Origin of the sequence: Streptomyces sp. RKAG337 (genome assembly GCF_023701715.1) — a bacterium.
In the GTDB taxonomy this organism is placed as follows: domain Bacteria; phylum Actinomycetota; class Actinomycetes; order Streptomycetales; family Streptomycetaceae; genus Actinacidiphila.
The window spans coordinates 6,912,637-6,933,878 of the sequence record NZ_JAJOZA010000001.1; the positions used below are offsets into that span (position 1 = coordinate 6,912,637).

24 protein-coding genes are annotated in these 21,242 nt (G+C 71.2%); 12 read left to right on the top strand and 12 right to left on the bottom strand.

What is annotated here, in order from left to right:
• Positions 1 to 19: 19 nt before the first annotated feature.
• From LNW73_RS30545 to LNW73_RS30555, 3 genes are all read right to left on the bottom strand, one after another.
• Entirely contained in the window at positions 20 to 739 is a 720-nt protein-coding gene (locus tag LNW73_RS30545; RefSeq protein ID WP_250993086.1) for a CBS domain-containing protein, read from the bottom strand.
• A 257-nt stretch (positions 740 to 996) separates the two neighbouring features.
• A complete protein-coding gene (locus LNW73_RS30550) occupies positions 997 to 1,254 on the bottom strand; it encodes a hypothetical protein (protein WP_250992141.1) in 258 nt (85 codons plus the stop codon).
• A 79-nt stretch (positions 1,255 to 1,333) separates the two neighbouring features.
• Entirely contained in the window at positions 1,334 to 1,927 is a 594-nt protein-coding gene (locus tag LNW73_RS30555; protein ID WP_250992142.1) for a recombinase family protein, read from the bottom strand.
• Between the two features lie 124 nt (positions 1,928 to 2,051).
• On the opposite strand from LNW73_RS30555, the gene LNW73_RS30560 reads away from it, so the two are divergent.
• Together LNW73_RS30560 and LNW73_RS30565 are read left to right on the top strand one after the other, a co-directional pair.
• Positions 2,052 to 2,666 (top strand): flavin reductase family protein, encoded by a 615-nt coding sequence (locus tag LNW73_RS30560; RefSeq protein ID WP_250992143.1) that lies wholly within the window; start codon positions 2,052 to 2,054, stop codon positions 2,664 to 2,666.
• 136 nt (positions 2,667 to 2,802) lie between these two features.
• Positions 2,803 to 4,005, top strand: a complete 1,203-nt coding sequence (locus LNW73_RS30565; protein WP_250992144.1) for a CapA family protein — start codon at positions 2,803 to 2,805, stop codon at positions 4,003 to 4,005.
• 36 nt (positions 4,006 to 4,041) lie between these two features.
• On the opposite strand, the gene LNW73_RS30570 is transcribed toward LNW73_RS30565, so the two are convergent.
• On the bottom strand, positions 4,042 to 4,821 hold the full coding sequence (locus LNW73_RS30570) for an alpha/beta hydrolase (RefSeq protein ID WP_250992145.1): 780 nt from the start codon (positions 4,819 to 4,821) through the stop codon (positions 4,042 to 4,044).
• A 174-nt stretch (positions 4,822 to 4,995) separates the two neighbouring features.
• Here LNW73_RS30570 and LNW73_RS30575 point away from each other — a divergent pair, with 174 nt between their 5' ends.
• The 3 genes from LNW73_RS30575 (at position 4,996) to LNW73_RS30585 (ending at position 8,129) form a co-directional block, all read left to right on the top strand.
• Positions 4,996 to 5,955: a hypothetical protein gene (locus LNW73_RS30575; RefSeq protein WP_250992146.1), complete on the top strand. Its 960-nt coding sequence runs from the start codon at positions 4,996 to 4,998 to the stop codon at positions 5,953 to 5,955.
• A 111-nt stretch (positions 5,956 to 6,066) separates the two neighbouring features.
• Positions 6,067 to 6,717: an ArsR/SmtB family transcription factor gene (locus LNW73_RS30580; protein WP_250992147.1), complete on the top strand. Its 651-nt coding sequence runs from the start codon at positions 6,067 to 6,069 to the stop codon at positions 6,715 to 6,717.
• A complete protein-coding gene (locus tag LNW73_RS30585) occupies positions 6,714 to 8,129 on the top strand; it encodes an MFS transporter (protein ID WP_250992148.1) in 1,416 nt (471 codons plus the stop codon). Before LNW73_RS30580 ends, LNW73_RS30585 begins: the two co-directional genes overlap by 4 nt.
• Positions 8,130 to 8,152: 23 nt before the next feature.
• On the opposite strand, the gene LNW73_RS30590 is transcribed toward LNW73_RS30585, so the two are convergent.
• Positions 8,153 to 8,557: a winged helix-turn-helix transcriptional regulator gene (locus tag LNW73_RS30590; protein ID WP_250992149.1), complete on the bottom strand. Its 405-nt coding sequence runs from the start codon at positions 8,555 to 8,557 to the stop codon at positions 8,153 to 8,155.
• 137 nt (positions 8,558 to 8,694) lie between these two features.
• Here LNW73_RS30590 and LNW73_RS30595 point away from each other — a divergent pair, with 137 nt between their 5' ends.
• Complete coding sequence (locus LNW73_RS30595; RefSeq protein ID WP_250992150.1) at positions 8,695 to 9,687, top strand: NADP-dependent oxidoreductase; 993 nt, start codon at positions 8,695 to 8,697, stop codon at positions 9,685 to 9,687.
• Positions 9,688 to 9,773: 86 nt separating this feature from the next.
• Here the strand turns inward: LNW73_RS30595 and LNW73_RS30600 are convergent, their stop codons facing one another.
• The 3 genes from LNW73_RS30600 to LNW73_RS30610 form a co-directional block, all read right to left on the bottom strand.
• Positions 9,774 to 10,535 (bottom strand): hypothetical protein, encoded by a 762-nt coding sequence (locus LNW73_RS30600; protein WP_250992151.1) that lies wholly within the window; start codon positions 10,533 to 10,535, stop codon positions 9,774 to 9,776.
• Between the two features lie 141 nt (positions 10,536 to 10,676).
• Entirely contained in the window at positions 10,677 to 11,051 is a 375-nt protein-coding gene (locus tag LNW73_RS30605; RefSeq protein ID WP_250992152.1) for a hypothetical protein, read from the bottom strand.
• A gap of 196 nt (positions 11,052 to 11,247) precedes the next feature.
• Positions 11,248 to 11,406 (bottom strand): hypothetical protein, encoded by a 159-nt coding sequence (locus LNW73_RS30610; RefSeq protein ID WP_250974461.1) that lies wholly within the window; start codon positions 11,404 to 11,406, stop codon positions 11,248 to 11,250.
• A 128-nt stretch (positions 11,407 to 11,534) separates the two neighbouring features.
• On the opposite strand from LNW73_RS30610, the gene LNW73_RS30615 reads away from it, so the two are divergent.
• From LNW73_RS30615 to LNW73_RS30625, 3 genes are all read left to right on the top strand, one after another.
• Positions 11,535 to 12,173 (top strand): HAD family hydrolase, encoded by a 639-nt coding sequence (locus LNW73_RS30615; RefSeq protein WP_374118287.1) that lies wholly within the window; start codon positions 11,535 to 11,537, stop codon positions 12,171 to 12,173.
• Between the two features lie 255 nt (positions 12,174 to 12,428).
• Positions 12,429 to 13,250 carry a hypothetical protein gene (locus tag LNW73_RS30620; protein WP_250992154.1) on the top strand — a complete coding sequence of 274 codons (822 nt, stop codon included), beginning with the start codon at positions 12,429 to 12,431 and terminating at the stop codon, positions 13,248 to 13,250.
• A 155-nt stretch (positions 13,251 to 13,405) separates the two neighbouring features.
• Positions 13,406 to 14,257: a pentapeptide repeat-containing protein gene (locus LNW73_RS30625; RefSeq protein ID WP_374118225.1), complete on the top strand. Its 852-nt coding sequence runs from the start codon at positions 13,406 to 13,408 to the stop codon at positions 14,255 to 14,257.
• Between the two features lie 228 nt (positions 14,258 to 14,485).
• On the opposite strand, the gene LNW73_RS30630 is transcribed toward LNW73_RS30625, so the two are convergent.
• From LNW73_RS30630 to LNW73_RS30640, 3 genes are all read right to left on the bottom strand, one after another.
• Positions 14,486 to 14,644: a hypothetical protein gene (locus tag LNW73_RS30630; RefSeq protein WP_187144761.1), complete on the bottom strand. Its 159-nt coding sequence runs from the start codon at positions 14,642 to 14,644 to the stop codon at positions 14,486 to 14,488.
• A 157-nt stretch (positions 14,645 to 14,801) separates the two neighbouring features.
• Entirely contained in the window at positions 14,802 to 15,683 is an 882-nt protein-coding gene (locus LNW73_RS30635; protein WP_250992155.1) for an undecaprenyl-diphosphate phosphatase, read from the bottom strand.
• A gap of 81 nt (positions 15,684 to 15,764) precedes the next feature.
• On the bottom strand, positions 15,765 to 16,472 hold the full coding sequence (locus tag LNW73_RS30640) for a TVP38/TMEM64 family protein (RefSeq protein WP_250992156.1): 708 nt from the start codon (positions 16,470 to 16,472) through the stop codon (positions 15,765 to 15,767).
• A 408-nt stretch (positions 16,473 to 16,880) separates the two neighbouring features.
• Between LNW73_RS30640 and tuf the strand changes: the two genes are divergently transcribed.
• The 3 genes from tuf to LNW73_RS30655 all read left to right on the top strand — a co-directional run bounded on the left by tuf (position 16,881) and on the right by LNW73_RS30655 (position 19,936).
• A complete protein-coding gene (gene tuf / locus LNW73_RS30645) occupies positions 16,881 to 18,053 on the top strand; it encodes an elongation factor Tu (protein ID WP_250992157.1) in 1,173 nt (390 codons plus the stop codon).
• Positions 18,054 to 18,218: 165 nt separating this feature from the next.
• Complete coding sequence (locus LNW73_RS30650) at positions 18,219 to 19,061, top strand: patatin-like phospholipase family protein (RefSeq protein ID WP_250974429.1); 843 nt, start codon at positions 18,219 to 18,221, stop codon at positions 19,059 to 19,061.
• Positions 19,062 to 19,087: 26 nt separating this feature from the next.
• Positions 19,088 to 19,936 carry a spermidine synthase gene (locus tag LNW73_RS30655; protein ID WP_250974428.1) on the top strand — a complete coding sequence of 283 codons (849 nt, stop codon included), beginning with the start codon at positions 19,088 to 19,090 and terminating at the stop codon, positions 19,934 to 19,936.
• On the opposite strand, the gene LNW73_RS30660 is transcribed toward LNW73_RS30655, so the two are convergent.
• Entirely contained in the window at positions 19,876 to 21,225 is a 1,350-nt protein-coding gene (locus LNW73_RS30660; RefSeq protein WP_250992158.1) for an MFS transporter, read from the bottom strand. The genes LNW73_RS30655 and LNW73_RS30660 overlap by 61 nt on opposite strands.
• Between the last annotated feature and the right edge of the window lie 17 nt (positions 21,226 to 21,242).

The window sequence follows — 21,242 nt, forward strand, 5'->3', positions numbered from 1 at the left end:
GCGGTCATGACGGGTCGGCTCACAGCTTCCTCAGCCAGTCGTCCGCAACGCCCTGCAGCGACTGTTCGGTAGGCCGCAGGTGGGAGTCGTCCAGTGCGAAACTGAGCTTGTCGAGTACCCCGACCACCCCGTCGATCTGGCGTGCCAGGTGGATCGCGATCCCACATTCGCTGCGCCGCTCCAGCCGGCCCTCCAGCGTGACGACGCCGTCGCGCACGCCGACGCCGATGCTCAGCGGAGCCAGCCACAAGGTCTTGACCACCACCTCGTCGATCACTTCCTGGCGGATCTCGTCGTCCGGTCGCAGGAAGATCTGCAGCAGATCGCGCCGGGTGACGATCCCGACCAGCCGGTCCTGCTCGTCGACCACCGGCAGCCGTTCGACGCGGTGTTTCGCCATGACGCGCGCGGCGTCCGCGATCGACTCCTCGGCGTGCACCAGGACCGGCGGCTGGGACATCAGCTCCCCCGCGGTACGGGCGCGGGCCTTGGCCTGCTCCCTGCGGGCGGAAAGGGACCACACGAACGGCCGGCGTCCCCTGTCGTCCAGGGAGGCGGCCTGGCGCGCCAACAGGTCGGTCTCGGAAATGACGCCGATGACCTTCTCATCGTCATCGACCACGGGAAGCCCGCTGACCCCGTGCCGGACAAGGCGCTCGGCGACCACCTTGAACGGTGTGCTGTAGACCGCCCTGACGACTTCGCTCGTCATCACGTCGGTCACCCGGTTGTGTTTCATCACGCTGTCTCCTCCTTGGCGTCTGCGGGAGTCGGCACGGCGGTTCCGCGAATTCACTTCACCGAGATCGCCGTGACCCAGCAGGCCGGTACTTCCAGCGTGCTGGCCGTGCAACGGCTGAGCGAGGGGCCGCAGGTCCCTGCCGGAGGCCGACCGGCCCAAGCCCGTGGTGGCCGGTCGAACCGGCCGGGATGCCCACGGCCTACCGGACAGCGGGCGGAGCCGTCAGGAGGAACCGCCCCTCAGGCGAACAGCGTTCAGAGCCTGTCGGCCACGGCCCGGGGGTCTGGTCGCAGCGGCACGAGGGGGCTGGTGTTGAACACGTTCGCCTTGATGGGTGGCCGTACTTCCACGCCGTGGAGGTACCGGCGGAGTATCGCGCGACGTTGGTGCAGCGTGCCGTTGTGCCAGGCTTCGATGAGGTCCTGCTGGGAGATTCGGGGGGCAGGTTTCCTCTCTGCGGAGGCGAGGGCCTCGTGCAGGAGGGAGATCTTGCGGTTGGTGCCGGCGAGCATCTGGAAGTAGGTACGTGCTGATGAAGGGGCTTCGGCTCTTGCCGGCGGGGATGCCGCGGCGCTGGCGACGCAGCTGTAGCTAGAACTGGACCTGGGACCAGGCCTTGGGTGTGACGATCGGCTCCCACGTTCCGAGCAGCGGGCGGCCCTCGTCGTCGAACAGGACCCGGGACCAGCCGTCCCAGTCGTTGATGAGGTTCATCCGGCCGCCGGTCGCGCCGATGACGGGGCGGTGGACGTATTCGACGATGTCGATGAGGTCTTCCAGGTCCCGGGGCTGGCGCACTAGGCGGTCCAGGTCGTAGAAGATCACGCCGTCGATGAGGCCGCTGGCGAGGTCGGCCAGGAGCTGCCGGAACTGGGGACGGATGACGATCCAGTCGATCGTTCCGTCGTCCCGCACGACCTTGCGCTTCTTGAACCCCGAGGTGTCGTTCTCCTTGTAGACCTTCGCGAACGGTCCCCACCGCAGATGCTTGCGCGTGTCGGCGGCGTCCTCGCTCTGGCGGTCGACGCCGGCCTCCAGGCCGAAGCGGTCCGAGGAGATGCGGAGGTAGGCCCCGGGGCGCTTGGGGACGTATGCGGAGAGCTGGTCGTAGAGGTTGAGGGTGACGCCGCCCTTGCGGGCCTGCGGGGGGATCTCGAAGTCGTCCCATAGGGACAAGGTGGACATAGCGCTTCGGCTCCGGGTGCTCGTGTCGTTCCGACACCGGGCACTTTTCGTCGAACACAGGGGCTTGGCCGCGCCGTGATCCAGGGTTAAGGTTCACGGCCGACTTGTGTGGATACTGGCTGGCATGCGCATCGACTTTGATCCTGCAGTCGTGGACCGGACCGCCTTCTACAAGCTCCTGACCTCGGTGGTTGTACCTCGGCCCATCGCTTGGGTGTCGACGATCAGCCCAGACGGCTTTATTGCGAACCTCGCCCCGCACAGCTTTTTCACCGTGTTCTGTGTCAGTCCGCCGATCGTGCAGTTCACCTCGGTCGGGCGGAAGGACTCGTTGCGCAATATCGAGGGGACGGGGGAGTTCGTCGTGAACTTCGCGCCGGAGCACCTCTTCGAGCAGATCAATGCGACGGCGACGGACTTTCCGGCCGGGGTGAGTGAGTTCGATGCGGTGGGGATCGCCCGGGAGCCGAGTCTGCGGGTGAAGCCGCCGCGGGTGGCGGCGTCGCCGGTGGCGTTGGAGTGCGAGATGCACAGCATGGTGCGGATGGGGGACTCGACGGTGGTGTTCGGGCGGGTCGTGCATGCGGCGGTGTCCGAGGCGGTGCTGGTCGACGGGCATCCTGAGGTGCGGAAGCTGCAGCCGCTCGCGCGGTTGGGGAAGGACGAGTGGGGTGCGCTCGGGGAGATCCTGGAGATCTCCCGGATCCGGTTCGAGGACTGGCCGGGCGCCGGCGGCTGAGGCGGCGTCACATGGAACGCCGGTAGCCCGGTTGGGCTGACGTCGTTGCCTCCCAGGGGTGACTGCTGTCGCAGGTCTCATGGTTGCGTGGTGGGATCGAACGACAGTCAGATTTCCTGATCATGGAGTCGCGTCGATGACGATCCGCACACGACACGGGGCGCTGGCCGTGGCCGCCGCTCTGCTCGGAACCGTTGCTGTCAGTGCCTGTGGCGGTGCCGCCGGGCCACAGGCCGGGCCCGTATCGAAGGGGGATGTCGGGCAGGCGGGCTCGTCCGGCGCTGCTTCGCAGCTGAAGGGGTTCACGCTCGTCGCCTCCGGAGACGTGCTGCCCCATGCGGTGATCATTCGTCAGGCCCAGGCGGACGCCGGAGGACACGGCTACGACTTCCACAAGATGCTGGCGGGCGTGAAGCCGGTGGTCAGCAAGGCGGATCTGGCGATCTGTCATATGGAGACGGTGTACGGCGCGAAGGACGGTCCCTTCACCGGCTATCCGACGTTCAAGTCGCCGCCGCAGGTCGCCCAGGCGCTCAAGGACACCGGTTACGACTCCTGCTCCACGGCCTCCAACCACACGCTGGACGACGGTGCGGACGGGGTGCAGCACACGCTCGACGCCATGGACGCGGTCGGTGTCCGGCACGCCGGTTCGGCCCGTACCGCCGCCGAGGCCGGAAAGCCGGCGCTGCTCAAGGCGGGGAGCGCCACCGTCGCGCAGCTCGCCTACACCTACGACACCAACGGGTTCCCGCAGCCCGAGGGGCACCCGTGGGCGGTCAACCTCATCGATCCCGACCGGATCATCGCCGACGCGCGGGCCGCCCGGAAGGCCGGGGCGGACGTGGTGCTGGTGAGTCTGCACTGGGGAACCGAGTGGCAGGACGAGCCGGACGAGATGCAGCTGACCGTTGCCAAGCAGCTCACCGCGGCGCGGACCGGCGGGCGTCCGGACATCGATCTGATCCTGGGTACCCATGCCCACATTCCCCAGGCGTACGAGAAGGTCAACGGCACCTGGGTCGTCTACGGGATGGGCGACCAGGTCGCCGGGGAGATGTTCAACTACGACGACAAGCAGGACGCGCGCGGCAACATGGGGTCCATCGCCCGGTTCACCTTCGCTCCGCCCGCGACGGCCGGACAGCGGTGGACCGTGCGCAAGGCCGAGTTCATTCCGCAGTTGATGGACCTCGGCGCGCCGTACCGCGTCGTGACCCTCAACGACGCGCTCCGCCAGAACCCGCGCCGCGCCGACTACCTCAGGGCTCGCGATCACATCCGCACCATGGTCCTGAGCCGTGGCGGTGCTGCCGCCGGGCTCACGATGGTCCCCTGACCATCTCTCCGGAGTCGAGGGCCGGGAGTTAGGGGATCAGGCGACGGCGATCCCGGCGATCCCGGCGGCGCGGGCCAGCAGGTGGGCGGTCCGCGTCCCGGCGTCGACGGCGTGGGCCGCCGTACTGGGCAGGCAGCGCTGGTGTTCCACGCTGTACTCGGTCATGACGATGCCGGCGTGGTCGGTCACGAGCTCTTCGAGCGGCGCCGGCCAGCCGCGTTCCTCCAGTGCGTCGCGCAGCTCACGCGACTGCTCGATGTCCACCATCGGATCGGCGGTGCCGTGCACCAGGTGGACCGGAATCGGCGGCACCGGGTCACCGGCCCGGGACGCGTCGTCGATCGGAATGGTGCCCGTGGTCGGCGCCGCGGAGCGGTAGCCGCCGGCGATGCCCATGACGGCGCGCGGCCGCCAGCCGTCGAGCGCGGCGGGGTTGAGGGCCACGCCCAGCACGGCGTTGGCGCCCAGCGACCAGCCCGCCAGGACCAGCCGCTCGGCATCCCCGCCGAAGCGGGCCGCGTTCGCGCGCACGAACGCCACCGACTCGGCCAGCTGCGTCCGGCCGCCGTCAGGAGCGTCGGGACGCCAGTCCGGTACGAAGGCGACGACTCCGAGCCGGGCGGCGCTCCGGGCGAGCGGCGCGAGCACGTCCCGTTCATCGGGGCCACGGCCGTGCCAGAGCAGCACCACGGGTGCCGCCGACGCCGACGCCGACGCCGACGCCGATGACGATGAGGGCGCGGGCCGATGGACATCCATGTGCCGGCCACTGGTCCCGTAGGCGACCTCGGTCACCACATCAACATCCGCCGTCACGGCGCCACCCCCGGATCGTCACAACCCTACGAAATACCACGGAACGTAAAGAACGACGTCCGGGGCTGCCCCGCCCCATGATCCGTTCCTGCCGGCCCACGGTACCCGGAACCGCCGTTACCCGACTCACGTCGAAGGGGCACGCCGCCGGGGCGTGGTCATGGAGGAACCGTCATGCGCAGCCGTGCCGCTCTTGTCAGTTCAGCTCTGCTGTTAGGTGTGTCGCTCACCGTCGTGGGGTGTGGCGCCGATGGGGTGCGGACGGCGTCGGACGCGCCCGCCGGCAAGGACGTGCTGGTGACGGAGGACACCGGGCGTCCGGACAACGGGGCGGGCGCCCGGCGGGCGGCCGAAGTGGTCAAAGCCTGGACGGGATCGGCGGCGGAACGCGCGTGGCGCAAGGGATACCGGCCGCTCGACCAGGCGGAGTGGCTTCCACCGGACGCGTTCCGCAGCGAGGGGGACAAGGTCGCGTTCATCAGCGGGCACCTCGACCTCGTCACGCAGCTCCCGGCGTCCGGATCCGGGGGTCCGGAGGCAACGGTGACGTGGCAGGACGGATCGACGGTGCGGCGACCGCTGCTGACGTCACGTCACATCTTCGACGGTCTGGCGCGGAACAAGTCCGGCTGTGATGGGACGGATTGCAACCGGCGGCTGCGGGTCACAGGAGTCAAGGCGGCCACCCGAACGCTGGCGACGAGCCGCGGCCCGGCCTCCATCCCCGTATGGGAGTTCACGATCGAGGGCTACGCCCAGCCGTTCGCCTATCCGGCCGTGGCCCCCGACCAGCCGCCGCGGGGGCCGCAGTCGGACCGTCCAGCACCTGACATCGACGGTGTGAGCTCGGCGGGGGACTGGAACGGACTGTCCTCGGACGGCCTCGTCCTCAACGCCGGGGTGTCGCACGGGTCGTGCGTGAACACCCTGCCCGGCCAGGTGTACGAGACGAAGGACGCCGTCGTCCTCATCGGCCGCGTCGAGCAGTTGCCCAAGGGCACGATCTGCGACGCGGATCTGCGGGTGACGCCCGTGCGGTTCCGGTTGTCGCGCCCACTGGGAACCCGGACCGTGCTCGACGCGGTGACCGGGGACCCCATGGCGCTGATGACGCCTGGGGGCGCGGCTCGGTAGCCGGCCTTGCGGGTGGCCGGTGCCGCGGGGAACACTCGCCGAGGAAATAGGCAGAGACTTCTCTGCAGATATCCCTTTGCAGAGAAGTCTCTGCAATCTATGATGGCGGCCATGGCCGATGAATCAGCACGTCCATCGCACCCGTCCGAGCCCGAGTCCCTGCCCGAGTCCGGGTCCGCCTCCGATCCGGAGAGGACCGTCCGGCACATCGACGCCCGCAGTCTTCGCGGGCTCGCGCATCCGCTGCGCATGCGGATGCTCGAATTGCTGAACCTTGACGGACCCGCCACCTCGACCGGGCTCGCCGAGCGGCTGGGTGAGAACACCGGCACCGTCAGCTGGCATCTGCGCCAGCTCGGCGAGCACGGTTTCATCGAGGAGGTCGTCGGTCGGGGCACCAAGCGCGAGCGCTGGTGGCAGGCGGTCAAGGAGCGGCGCACGCTCGACACCACGGAGTTCCGCTACGACCCCGACACCCGGGGCGCGCTCTCCGTCTACATGCACGAACTGATCCAGCAGACCTTCTCCCGGGTCGCCGACTACCTCGCCGACGACTGGGAGGGCCCATGGCAGGGCATCGGCACGCTCGTCGACCGGTCCGACCTGCGGATGACGCCCGCTCAGCTCGCGGCGCTCAACGCGGAGTTGGCGGCCGTCATCGAGCGGCACACCCCGGCTCCCGACGCTGAGCCCGGCGAGGACGCGCTGCCCGTCATCGTTCAGTTCCAGTCGTTCCCCCGCAAGGAGCGTGGCGGCGCATGAACCAGGACACGGACAACGGTCTGCGCGAAGACGCACGCCCGGACGACGACAACCGCCTCGACGCCGGCACGCGCTCCGACGGCGACCTTCGCCCCGACGAGGGCCTTCGCTCTGACGACGGCCTTCGCCCCGACAACGGCATACGCGGCGGCCTGCTGCGCCGGCACCGCGACTTCCGGCTGCTGTGGTGCGGTGAGACGGCCGGTAAGTTCGGCGCGTCCGTCACCGGCGTGACGATGCCCCTCATCGCCGTCACCACGCTGCACGCCACCACCTTCCAGGTCGGCTTGCTGACCGCCGCCACCTGGCTTCCCTGGCTGATCATCGGCCTTCCCGTCGGCGTCTGGGTGGACCGGTTGCGCCGCCGACCGATCATGCTCATAGCAGCGGCGGTCTCCCTCGTCCTCTACGTCAGCATCCCGGTCGCCGCCTGGTCCGGCGACCTGAGCATCGGCCTGTTGCTCGCCATCGCCCTGCTGACGGGTACGGCCGTGGTCTTCTTCCAGACCGCCTACACCGCCTATCTCCCCAGCATCCTGGCGCCGGCCGATCAGCCCGAGGGCAACGCCAAGCTGCACGGGAGCGCATCGGCCGCGCAGATCGCGGGCCTCGGATCCGGCGGTCTGATCGCCCAGTTGGCGGGTGCGGTCAACGGGATGTTCGCCAATGCCGCGACGTTTCTCGTCTCGCTGCTCTGTCTGTCGGGCATCCGGCACCGCGAACCGCGCGCCGTCAGGACCGAACGTCCGCCCAGGGCGCTGGTCAAGGAGGTCGGGGAGGGGCTTCGGCTGGCCACCCGCGACCCCTGGATCCGCAGCCTGACGCTCTTCGGCGCCACCTCCAACCTCGCGCTGATGGGATTCCAGTCGATCCTGGTGGTCTTCCTGGTGCGGGAGGTCGGCGTGGGCTCCGGTACGGTCGGCGCGCTGATCGCGGCCGCCGGCAGCGGCGGGGTCGCCGGTGCGTTCGCCGCCCGCCGGGTCGCCGCCCGCGTCGGTACGGCGCGCGCCACGCTCCTGTTCGAGCTGGGGTTCGCGGTGTTCGCGCTGCTCATCCCGCTCACCGTCGGCGGTGCCGGGATGCTGCTCTACGTGGCGGGCGGCTTCTGCGTCTCCGCCGGGGTGGTGGCGGGCAATGTCATCAAGGCGGGCTTCCAGCAGAGCTATTGCCCGCCGGAACTGCTCGGCCGGCTCACCGCGAGCACGTCGTTCATCAACTTCGGCACGATCCCGCTGGGCGCGCTGCTCGGCGGCACGCTGGGTACCGTACTCGGCCTCCGCGCCGCCATGTGGATCACGACGGCAGGTGTTCCGCTCGCGGGTCTGATCCTGGTCTTCTCGCCGGTGCGCAGTGCCCGCGACCTGCCGACGTCACCACTGCCCGGCACCCGGTCCGCCGCGCTCCCGCACTGATCCGCCCTGCGATTCGGCAGTCGTCAGGCCCCGGCCCGGCTGTCGTAGGACTCGCGCGCCGCGTCGACCGCCTCGATGTGCTGCTCGGCCCAGTCCTTCACCGCGCGCATCACAGGCAGCAGGCTCTCGCCGAGCGGTGTCAGTTCGTAGTCGACACGGATCGGCACGGTCGGCGTGACGGTCCGGGTGACGAGACCGTCGCGTTCGAGGGCGCGCAGCGTCTGGGTGAGCATCTTCTGGCTGACGCCCGCGACACGGCGCGCGAGATCGCCGTATCGCATCGGGCCGTCGGCGAGTGCACTGAGCAGCAGGCTGACCCACTTGTCGCTGATGCGGTCGAGCAGCCGGCGCGCCGGGCAGGCGGCGAGGTAGGCGTCGTACTCCTGCCGGGCCTCGGCCCGGATCTCGGCGGCGGTTCGTGTCGGCATGGTGGGTCCCCCGGGGTGCGTCGGGCACTCTCAAGTGCGTACTTCCTGTTGGAGAGTAGCTCTCTCTAGGTTGGTGATCGAGGCCCGGTGCGGGCTGCTTCATCGTCTTCAGCGTCATCGATCCACGGAGGTACGCAATGCGCGCACTGATCGCCCGATTCACCGAGAGTTCCGAGAGTTTTGAGGGTTCCGCCGGTTCTGCCGGTGCCGACGGCTCCGCCGGGACGCTGGAGGTCGTCGACGTGCCGGTGCTCGGGGTCGGCGCCGGGCAACTGCGGATCTCGGTCGGGGCCGCCGCCGTCCATCCCGTCGATCTGCTCGTGTCGGCGGGGGCACCCGTCGCCGCCGGGCTGGTCGGTGCCCGGCCGACCTTCGGCCTCGGCTGGGACGTCGCCGGGACGGTCGACGCCATCGGCCCCGGCGTGACGGCGTTCACGCCCGGCGACCGGGTCATCGGACTCCAGGACCGGCTGGACGTCCGCACCGGCGCCCAGGCGGAGTACGTCGTCCTCGACGCGGACGCCGTCGCCTCCGCTCCCGCCGGGATCCCGCCCGAGGCCGCGGCGACCCTGCCGCTCAACGCACTGACCGCCGATCTGGCGCTCGACGTACTCGGCGCGCTCGGTCTGGAGCCCGGCGGAACACTGCTGGTCACGGGGGCGGCCGGGGCCCTGGGCGGGTACGCCGTCGAGTTGGCCGCACTCCGGGGGCTGCGGGTCGTCGCGGTCGCGGGTGCGGCGGACGAATCCTCGGTCCGGGCGCTGGGGGCCGCTCACTTCGTCGAACGGGGAGCGGAACTGGCCGACCGGGTCAGGGCGTTGGTGCCGGGCGGGGTCGATGCCGCGCTCGACGCGGCGATGCTGCGGGCCGACGCGCTGGACGCGGTTCGCGGCGGCGGCGCGTTCGCCTCCGTCAACGCGGGCGCCGCGCCGGTGCCGCTGCGCGGAATCCACGTCCGCGACGTCTGGGTGCGGGCGGACGGCGCGCGGCTCGCCGAACTGGCCCGGCTCGCGGAGACGGGTGCGCTCACCCCGCGCGTCGCGGGGGTGCTGCCGCTGGAGCGCGCGGCCGAGGCGCACGCGCGGATGTCGGAGGGCGGAGTACGAGGCCGGTGGGTGCTGGTGCCGTAACGCGCGGGGCGCAGTCCGCCCTCCGCCCCCTGCCCTCCGCACCCCTGCCCCTCCGCTCCTCCGTCCTCCACCTCTCCGCCCACCCGTCAGTACTTCAGGACCGCCCACACCAGCGCGCCGGCGACGGCCGCCGCGTAGCAGCCCGCGGCCGCGACCACCGCGCGGTACCGGGCTCGCGGACTCCAGGGAGTGAACGACAACAGCCAGGCCAGCACAGGGAGAACCAGGATGGCGTGCAGGCTGACGCCGTGCAGGGGCTTGACGGAGGCGGTGCTGCGGTAGCCGGCGGCCTGGTGGCCGGTGCGGGTCAGGATGACGCCGCGCGCGATCATCGCCGCACCGGACAGGAGTCCGATGAGCAGGATGGCGAAACCGGTCCGCAGCGCGAGCGGCATACCGGTCGGCCCCTCGGGCCGCGGGGTGAACGAGATGACCGCGAACGTGGAGAGGATGACGACGAGCAGCGCGCCGCCGAAGGCGAGGGACATGGACACCGAGGTGTTGAAAGGCGACTCCATGTTGAAGTGCGACGGCACGCGGCGCCACGCCTGAAGCGTGATGCCGCCCACCTCCAGTACGCAGTCGGCCGCGAACAGGGTGAGCAGCACGGCGCGGGTGCGTGCGCCCATCCGCAGATACGACGTCACCCAGGTGATCGCGATCAGCGTCAGTCCGAAGGAGAGCCCGAAGGTGAAGGGCTTCCGCCAGGAGACCGGCCCCTCCCACGGCCCTCCGTCGACGGCGAACACCCCCAGGTGCACCAGCCCGGAGACGACGAGGACGGCGCCGGTCGCGTAACAGAGCCGCTCGCTCCTCCTCGCCGCCCGCCACACGTCTCCCCGCAACATCGCGGGCGGCGCCCCCGTGGCTCCCGGCGGGTTCGTGCGCGTCGCAGGGTCGGGCTGGGGCACTGCCGCTCGCGCGTGCATGGGACATCTCCTGGCGGAACGTGGGAGGGGGCTGGGTGAGTTGGGAGGCAGGGCTCGAGGTCAGGCGCGGACCGCGGACTCCTTGCGGCGGCTCATCCGCAGTACGGAGACGGCGCCGGCCATGACGATGCCCAGGAGGGCGGCGAGCTGCACCACGGTCGAGGCGATGAGTAGGCCGTTGCCCGACCCGAGGTGATCGCCCGTGTTCGGCGTCGTGATCGATCCGATGCCGATGAAGAGGCCGACGGCCGTCGCGATCGCGGCGGTCCAGACGCGCGGACGCCAGGCCAGCAGCCCGGCCGCGACCACCGGAATGACGGCGCCGGGCGGCACGACCGGGTAGTCCGCGCCCGCTGCCATCTGCACGAGAATCGACAGCGCCATCAGGGCCAGCATGGCGAGGGTGATCTTGACGGGTCCTCGGTAGGTTTCCATACCCCAAGAATCCCGAGCGGCCGTCCGGGTGTCGTCGTCCGGCCGAAGGCACCCGCTCTACGCCCGGGGGAGTAGGGGGAGCGGACCAGGGCCGCCGGGCGGACAAGGCCGTCGGGCGGACCAAGGCCTCGTCCTGGGTCCGACGGTCCGACGGTCCGGTGAGCGGGCGGGGGAAAGGGAAGGCGGGAAGCGCTGGTTACGCGGCGCTCGCGCGTTCGGCGCGGCGCGCCGTCAGATAGGCGTCCCGGAGGCGGGCGAGTTCCGTGAGTTCGGCGGGTGTCCAGGATCGGTCGCCGTGCGCCTGGACATAGGCGCGCAGTCGATCATTCGCATGGGTCGAGAGTGTGCCGCGCATGCGATAAGACTATGGGTCCTTTGCGGCGATCGGAATCCAGCTGCCAGGAACGGCATATGCGACCTCAGGACGGCGCGGCATTCCGGGCCCGGCCGGAACCCTCGTACGCTGACGGGGTGATCGAGGCAATGGTGTTCGATATCGGCGAGACTCTCATCAGCGATACCCGGTACTGGGAGTCATGGGCCGACTGGCTCGGAATTCCCCGACATACGATGTCCGCCCTGGTCGGCGCCGTTGTGTCCCAAGGCCGTGACAACGCCGACGCGTTGCGGCTCATTCGTCCCGGGCTCGATCTCCCGGCCGCCCACGCGGCCCGCCGGACCGCCGGCCGCGGTGAGTTCCTCGACGAATCCGACCTCTACCCGGATGTGCGTCCGGCGCTGGGCGGGTTGCGGAAGCTTGGAATCCGGGTGCTGGTCGCGGGCAACCAATCGGCGCGTGCCGGTGAGCTGTTGCGCGGTCTGGACCTGCCTGCGGACGGGATCGCGACGTCCGAGGAGTGGGGTGTCGCCAAGCCCAGCCCGGAATTCTTCGCCCGGATCGTCGAGTTGGCGCAGGCCGAGCCGCACGAGATCGTCTACGTCGGGGACCATCCGGCCAACGACGTCTTCCCGGCGAAGGATGCCGGACTACTGGTCGCGCATCTCCGGCGCGGGCCGTGGGGCCATCTGTGGGCGGACGATCCGGAGACGGTCCGGGCAGCTGACTGGCGCATCGGTTCCCTGACCGATCTGACCTCGATCGTCTCGAACCAGACGGTGTGACCGAACCGCCGGCCCCACACAGCCGACCTGACGGCCCAACATTCCAGTAAACACCACGGTGGCCGCGAAGGACCCGTATTCGCCGGAGGGTGGGAAATCGACGCCGTCGTTCTGGGATTGTGCAGCGGGGTCGGCTGGGCAGGATCTGATGAGGGCGCGTGAATTCGTGGAGCGGTGATTGCCTGATCTGGCAAACAGTTCGAATTCCCGTCGCGCACAAGTACAGGTGTTCGGCTCGTAGTTCGTAGGAGCGAGATGGCAGCAGCGCAGTGGAATCGGCTGATGGACCACGTCATGGCGGTCCCGGAGCGGACCTACGAAGGATGGAACAGCCACGACGGCTGGGACAACCACACCAAATTCGGAGAGGAGTTCGGCGAGGACGGGTACTCCTGGTGCGTCATGTGGGAATGGGACATGTACCACGACGTGGGGCTCGACGCGATCGTGCCCAAGGTCGACAACGTCTCGGCCTTCACCGCCTGGGCGCAGCAGCGCGGCCAGTGGAGCGAGTATCCGAGCATCGGTGCCTGGGTGAACCTCGGCAACGGCGCCCACACCGAGATCGTGACCGGCTTCGACGCCGTCAACATCCGCACCAAGGGCGGTAATTCGATCAAGGAGGGCGCCGCCGACAACGGGCAGGGCAACGGCGTCTGGTCGCACACCACCGCCCGCCGGTCGTCCCGCGTCGTCGGGTACTTCGCCCCGCGCTTCCCGGACGGCGTGTGCCCGCCCACCGCGGACCCCGGCGATCACCGCGGCGGCAAGGCCGTCGCCTCGTACCACTGGGCACCGCAGTCGACACCGGGAGCGCCCGCGTTCCCCGGGCGGCAGTACTTCGTACTGGGGGCGAGCAGCGACTACGCGCTGCAGCTGCAGACGTGGCTGCAGCGCGGCGACTGGGGGCCGCCGTACAAGGTCGGACCGAGCCGCACCATGTCCCAGCTGGACCTGATCAAGGTCAAGGCACTCCAGCAGCACTACCTCTCCGTCCTCGGCCCGGCCGACGGGCTCACCGGTCCCAGGACGTGGCAGTACGCGTACGAGGTCGCCTACGGCCTCCGGGCGAAGTGATCCGGGCGGTCTCCCCGGAGGCCACCGTGCGGGACGAGGTCGGATAATGTGCGAGGTGAGAGTGCCGGGCCCAGCTGTTCAGCGATGCGGAGACGCAGCAACCGTGCCGGCGGCCGCGGACGGCACCGCTGCTTCGTAACGGGAGACCGAGCACGTTGTCCGAGAACCGCGAACGCGAACGTACACAGGCCGAACCGGAACCCGGTTCGGGGCCGGCCGCCCTGCGGGCCGACTGCGGGAACTGCTTCGCACTGTGCTGCGTCGTACCGGCGTTCTCCGCCTCCGTCGACTTCGCGATCGACAAGAACGCCGGTCGGGCCTGCCCCAATCTGGGGCAGGACTTCCGCTGCGGCATTCACACCCGCCTCCGGGACAAGGGCTTCCGGGGCTGCACCGTCTACGACTGCTTCGGCGCCGGGCAGAAGGTCTCACAGCTCACCTTCGGCGGCCAGGACTGGCGGCAGGCACCCCGCACGGCGCGGCAGATGTTCCAGGTCTTCCCCGTCATGCGGGACCTGCATGAGCTGCTCTGGTACCTGACCGAGGCGCTGACGCTGCGGCCGGCCCGCTCGCTGCACGCCGAGCTCGGGGCCGCGCTGGAGGAGACCGAGCGCCTCACCCGGTACAACCCCGAGCTCCTCGTGGAGCTGGACGTGCCGGCCCACCGCGGCGACGTCAACGCCCTGCTGCTGCGGGCCAGCGAACTCGTGCGGGCCGAGGTCAAAGGCAAGAAGAAGGACCGCAGAGGAGCCGACCTCATCGGCGCCCGGCTCAAGGGGGCCGACCTGCGGGGCGCCAACCTGCGCGGGGCGTATCTCATCGGGGCCGACCTCTCGGGCGCCGATCTGCGGACGGCCGACGTGATCGGCGCCGACTTCAGGGACGCCGACCTGCGCGGCGCCGACCTCACCGGGGCCATCTTCCTCATCCAGTCCCAACTGGACGCGGCGCGCGGGGATGCCGGAACGAAGCTGCCGCCCGCGCTCAGCCACCCGGAACGCTGGTAGGACCCACCGCCCGCGCTCAGCCACCCCGAACGCTGGTAGGACCCACCGCCCGCATCCGCGCCTTCAGCGACGCCGCCGCCGGCACCAACGCACAGGCCTCGTGGACGGAGCCCCCGCCCCCGGAGCCCCGCAGACAGAAGCCGCCCACACCGGCTGGCGGTGTGGGCGGCGGGACGGTCGTCGGGTGCGGGGCGGCCGGTGAACGGCGGCCCGCGGGAAGGTCAGTCGCTACGCGGCTTTCCGGTAATGGGCGCGCTGCGCTGCCAGGAACGCGGACCTCAGGCGTTCGAGCTCGGCGAGCTCGGCCGGGGTCCAGGCACGGGAACCGTGCGCGTGAAGGTAGGCGCGGAGGGCGTCGTTCGCCTCGGCCACGGGTGTTGCATGCATACCGATCAGGTTACGGTGCGCCGGTGGCCGCTCCGACCAATCCGGGCGGAATCGCGTGTGCGAATGGTCACGCTGTGAAACGTCGCCCGGTCGGAGCGGCGCCCCGCGGCCGGTGAGCGGGCCGGTGACCCGTGCCGTGCGGACCGGTCGGCTCCGGTTACTCGAACGCGGCGGCTTTCGCGTCCAGCACACCGGCCGCCACCAGCGCGAAGAGCACGATGCCGAGCACGACGCGGTAGATCACGAAGGGCATGAAGCTCTTGGTGGAGATGTAGCGCATGAACCAGGCGATGACGGCGTATCCGACGCCGAACGCGATGACCGTGGCGAGGATCGTGGGTCCCCAGGAGAGATGTGAGTCACCCCCGACGTCCTTGAGCTCGAAGACCCCGGACGCCAGGACCGCGGGGATGGCGAGCAGGAAGGAGTACCGGGCCGCGGCCTCGCGGGTGTAGCCGAGGAAGAGGCCGCCGCTGATGGTGGCGCCGGAGCGGGAGACGCCGGGGATCAGGGCCATCGCCTGGCAGAGGCCGTAGACCAGCCCGTCGCGGGTGGTGAGGTCGCGGAGCGTCTTGCGGGGCGGTGCGGCGCGGTGCCGGCCGCCCTGGTCGTCGGGGCCGCCGCGCGCGGCGAGGCGGTCGGCGACGCCGAGGACCAGGCCCATGACGATCAGGGTGGTGGCGATCAGCCGCAGGTCGCGGAAAGGTCCGTTGATGGCGTCCTGGAAGAGCAGTCCGAGCACACCGATCGGGATGCTGCCGACGATCACCAGCCAGCCCATCCGGGCGTCGAGCTCCGAGCGCAGCCGCCGGTCGAACAGCGAGCGGGCCCAGGTGGAGACGATCCGGCCGATGTCCTTCCGGAAGTAGATGATGACCGCGGTCTCGGTGCCGATCTGGGTGATCGCGGTGAAGGCCGCACCGGGGTCGTGCCAGCCCGCGAAGGCCGCGGTGAGACGCAGATGCGCACTGGAGGAAATGGGAAGGAACTCGGTCAGTCCCTGGACGAGGCCGAGAATGATGGATTCGAACCAACTCATGGGCGGTGGCACAGGTCCTTGCGGTCGTCGGGCGGTGGAAAGCGGTGCCGGAACGTCAGCCGGGGCTGAACGGCTGAAAGGTCAGGCGGACGACCTGGAGCTCTGGGTACGGCGGGCCCGGACCGCGACCAGGACGGCCCCCAGGCCGGTCACCGCGATGAACCCCATGGCCAGCAGGAAGGCCGGTGAGGTCGGTGACGACGCGCGGCTGCCCGCTATGACGTACGCGGCCGTGTTGGGGATGCTGCCGATCGCGGTGGCGAGCAGGAACGGGCCCAGGCGCATGTGCGAGACGGCCGCCGAGTAGTTGGCGGCGGCGAAGGGCACACCGGGGAAGAGCCGGATCGCGAGCATGCTGCGGAAGCCGTGCTTGCTCAACTGCCGGTCCACCGAGGTGATCAGGCGACCGCGCAGCAGGGGTCGGAGCGCGTCGCGGCCGAGCACCCGGCCCAGACAGAAGGACAGCCCGGCACCCAGTACGGTGCCGGCCAGCGAGGAGAGCAGCCCGGCCTGCGTCCCGAAGAGCGCGCCGGCCGCCACGTTGAGCAGCGGGCGGGGCACGAAGGCGAACGCGCACACCCCGTACGCGGCCGCGAAGAGCACCACCGCGGCGCCGCCCGACAGCTGCGGCCAGCCGTCCATGACCAGGTGCTGCGGCTGCCAGACCAGGACGGACGTGGCCGCGCCCGTCAGCAGCGCTACCAGCAGGGCCAGCCGCGCCCACGGCGAGAGCAGCGCACGGGTGCACCGTACGGCGGGGCCGTCGGACGTCGGGAGGCGGTCGAGCATCCAGGGAGCCTAACCGAGAGCGGTGAACGTGCGGAGTGAGCGGGGGTCCCCGCAGGGTTCCCGCACCGTCCCCGCGGGCGGAAAACCGTTCGACGCCGGGCCGCCGGGTGACGGATCATCAACGCCATGAACCGGTATGCCTTCGCAGATACGTCCGCAGTCGCGGACGCGCTGGAGGCTGCCCTCGCTTCATTCCCCGACGGCGCCCGAAGCTGACCCTCCCCGGACATTCCGGCGGACCCCGCAGGGGGAGGGTCGGTCCGGCCCAGGGGGTCCCCGCGTTCCCGTGCGCGATCACCACGTCATCCGGTCACCAGGCCAGGCCATCCGGCCATGCCACCAGGCAACGCCACCCGGTCATGCCGTCGTGCCGCCGCGCGCAGAATTCCGAGGAAGAAGCGAACAACCATGTCCAAGACGGCATACGTGCGCACCAAGCCGCACCTCAACATCGGCACGATGGGCCACGTCGACCACGGCAAGACGACGCTGACCGCCGCGATCACCAAGGTGCTCGCCGACCGGGGGACCGGCACCTTCGTGCCGTTCGACCGGATCGACCGGGCGCCGGAGGAGGCCGCCCGCGGGATCACGATCACCATCTCGCACGTCGAGTACGAGACCGCCACCCGGCACTACGCGCACGTGGACATGCCCGGCCACGCCGACTACGTGAAGAACATGATCACCGGTGCGGCCCAGCTCGACGGGGCGATCCTGGTCGTCTCGGCGCTCGACGGCGTGATGCCGCAGACCGCCGAGCACGTGCTGCTCGCCCGGCAGGTGGGGGTCGAGCACATCGTCGTGGCCCTCAACAAGGCCGACGCCGGTGACCCCGAGCTGACCGACCTGGTCGAGCTGGAGGTGCGCGACCTGCTCAGCGCGCACGGATACCCGGGGGAGTCGGCCGCGGTGGTGCGGGTGTCGGGGCTGCGGGCGCTGGAGGGCGACCCGCGGTGGACGGCGGCGGTCGGTGAGTTGCTGGACGCCGTCGACACCCAGGTGCCGATGCCGGTGCGCTACACCGACGCGCCGTTCCTGCTCTCGGTGGAGAACGTGCTGACCATCACCGGCCGGGGCACGGTCGTCACGGGCGCCGTCGAGCGGGGGACCGTGCGGGTCGGCGACCGCGTCGAGGTGCTCGGTGCGGACACGGCCTCGGTCGTGACCGGTCTGGAGACCTTCGGCAAGCCGATGGAGTCCGCGCAGGCGGGCGACAACGTGGCGCTGCTGCTGCGCGGGGTGCAGCGGGACGTCGTGCGGCGCGGCCACATCGTGGCGGCGCCGGGCAGCGTGACGCAGAGCACGCGCTTCACCGCGCGGGTGTACGTGGTGCCGGCCGCCGAGGGCGGGCGCCGTACCCCGGTCTCCACCGGCTACCGGCCGCAGTTCTACATCCGCACCGCGGACGTGGTCGGGGACGTGGACCTCGGCGTCGCCGGGATCGCGCTGCCGGGTGACACCGCCGAGATGGCGGTGGAGCTGGGCAGGCCCGTACCGCTCGAGGTCGGGCTCGGCTTCGCGATCCGCGAGGGCGGCCGGACGGTCGGCGCGGGGACCGTTACCGCCATTGACGGCTGACCGGTAACGGTCGCCCGGGGTCGTCCCGATCCGTGTCCCCCGCACCATCCGGTGCGGGGGACACGGCCCGTCGTCTGTTCGTCGCGCGGCGCACACGGCACACTGCTCATCACACCTGTTCCCGGGAGCGCATCGGCCGCGGCCCGTGGCGAGAGGAACCTGGGCATGAAGGGCACAGCGCTGGTACTGGGCAGCGGCGGACTGACCGGCGTCGGGTGGGAGATCGGCATGATCGCCGGCCTCGCGGAGGCCGGGGTGGACCTCGGCACGGCCGACCTGGTGGTCGGCACCTCCGCCGGATCCATCGTCGGGGCGCAGCTCACCTCCGGCCGGCTCGGCGTCGAGGAGCTCTACGAGCGCCAACTCGTCGACCCGCGCGGGGAGGCCGTCGCCCGGATAAGCCGCCGGCTCATCTCCCGTTACGTCTGGGCCGCGGCGCGCTCGCACGACGTGCAGGGCTATCTCCTGCGCATGGGCCACATCGCGCGTACCGCGCGCACCGCCCCCGAGGCGGAGCGGCGGGCCGCCATCGCCGGGCGGCTGGTGTCGCACGACTGGCCGGAACGGCGGCTGCTGGTCACCGCGGTCGACGCGGAGAACGGCGAGTTCACCGTCTTCGACAGCGCCGCGGGCATCGGGGTCGTCGACGCGGTGAGCGCGAGCTGCGCCGTACCCGGCGTCTGGCCGCCGATCACCGCGGGAGGGCGGCGCTGGATCGACGGCGGCGTGCGGTCCAGCGCCAACGCCGACCTCGCGGCGGGCTACGAACGGGTCGTCGTCCTCGCGCCGGTGGCCCGTGGCGGCGGCCCGGTCCCGGCGCCCCGGACGCAGACCGCCGAGCTGACGGCCGCCGGCGCCCAGGTGGTGCTGATCACTCCTGACCAGGCGGCACGGACCGCGTTCGGACGCAACGTGCTCGATCCGGCGCGGCGGGCCGGCGCCGCGCGGGCCGGCCGCGCCCAGAGCGCCGCGCACGCCGAGCAGGTCCGCGCCGTGTGGTGCGGCTGACCCGTCCGGCTTGGGACAATGACGCGGTGGATCCAGAACCGATACCGGTGACCCGTGCCGTGGACTTCGGCACCGCCAAGCTGCTGCCCGATGTGGACCGGGCGCGGGCCTGGCTGCTCACCGTGGACGGTGCGCCCCAGTCGTACGTGGACCTCGACGACCCGGTGTACCTGGAGTTCGAGTACGTGCGGCGGCTCGCCCACGCCGTGGACGCGGTCTTCGACGAGGGCCGGCCGCTCGACGTGGTGCACCTCGGCGGGGGTGCGCTGACCCTGCCGCGCCGGCTGTCCGTGACCCGTCCCGGATCGCGGCAGGACGTGGTGGAGGCCGACCGGGGGCTCGTGGCGCTGGTGTCGGAACACCTGCCGATGGACGATCCGGCGGTCGTCGTGCACACCGACGACGCGCGCGGCTGGCTGGAGCGGGCGCTGCCGGACAGTGCGGACGTCCTGGTGGCGGACGTGTTCGGCGGCTCGCGGGTGCCGGCGCATCTGACGTCGGTGGAGTTCCTGCGGTCGGCCGCGTCCGTGGTGCGTGCGGAGGGCGGCCTGTATCTGGCCAACCTCGCCGATGCCGCGCCGTTCGCGTTCCTCGGCTCGCAGATCGCCACCGTGCGCGAGGTCTTCGAGCACTTCTGTGTCATCGCGGAGCCGGGGATGCTGCGCGGCCGGCGCTTCGGCAACGCGGTGCTGCTCGGCTCGCACGGCCCGCTCCCGCTGGACCGGCTCGCCCGGCTGGCGGCGGCCGACGCGTTTCCGGCCCGGGTGGTCGACGGGAAGGCCCTCGCCCGGCTCGCGGCCGGGGCGTCCCCGGTCTACGACGCCACGGCGGTGCCGTCGCCCGAGCCGCCGGACGGCGCCTTCACCGTCGGCTGAGCCGGCCCGGCGCCCTCTTCCGCCGCCGTCCCGTGGACCGCAGCGGGCTCGCGGCGGGTCAGCCGGCGGACCTCGGGCAGCAGGAGCACCGCGGCGGTGAGCAGGACGACGAGCCCGGAACAGCCCCACAGGGCGGTGGACCGGCCGACCGCGTTCATGACCGGTCCTGCCAGTGCGGTGGCGACCGGGATCATCGCGACCGAGCCGAACCAGTCGTACGAGGAGACCCGCGACAGTTTGTCGCCGGGGATCTCCTGGTGCAGGGCGAGCATCCAGCCGACCGCGAAGACCTCGACCGCCACGCCGGTGACGAACATCAGCGCCGCCAGCCCGGCGGCGGGCATCACCAGGGCCAGGGCGGCGGGCGGCAACGCCATCGGGAAGATGCTGAGCGTGCCGGCCAGCAGCATGCGGCGCGGCTTCCAGCGCATCATCAGCACACCGCCGCTCACCGTGCCCGCGCCGAACGCCGCCAGCGCCAGGCCCCAGGGGCCGGCGCCACCCAGCCGTTCATCGGAGACGAGCGGTCCGTAGACCGCCTCGGAGGCGGTGAAGACGGCGTTGACGACGGAGAACTGCAGGACGATGCCCCACAGCCAGCGCCGTGAGGCGAACTCCCGCCAGCCGTCGCGCAGATCGCGCAGCATGCCCCCGCCGGCCTCGGTGCGCAGGTTCGCGGTACCGGTGAGGAACGAGCGCAGCGCCGCCGCGACCGCGAAGGCCGCCGCGTCGACGGCGAGGACCCAGCCGGGGCCGATGGCGGCGACCAGGGCGCCGCCGAGCGCCGCGCCGCCGATGTTCGCGCCGTTCATGCCCACCCGGAAGAGCGAGAACGCCTTGTTGGCGTGGGCCGGGTCGACGGTCGCCAGCAGCATGCCCTCGGAGGCGGGGGCGAAGAACGCGTGCGCGGTACCGCCGACCGCGGTGAGCGCGGCCATCTGCCACAGCTGCGCGTGCCCCGAGATGATCAGGGTGGCGAAGACCGCCTGGGAGGCGGAGTTGAGCACGTTGGCCGCGACCATCACCTGGTTGCGGGGCAGCCGGTCGGCCAGCGCTCCGCCGATGAGCAGGAAGACCACCAGCGGGAGGGTGCGGGCCGCGGCCACCAGGCCGACGTCGGTGGCGCTCCCGCCGGACTCGATGACCGCGAAGGCGGCCGCTATCAGGGCCCCGGAGTTGCCGAGGCTGGTGATGATGGACGCCGCGGTCAGCAGCCGGAAGTCCCGCCCGGCCCAGGCGGGCAGTCGGGGCGGGCGGCCGGGGGACCGGAGTGCGGCGTCGGGAGTCACCCGGCGACTATCGCGGC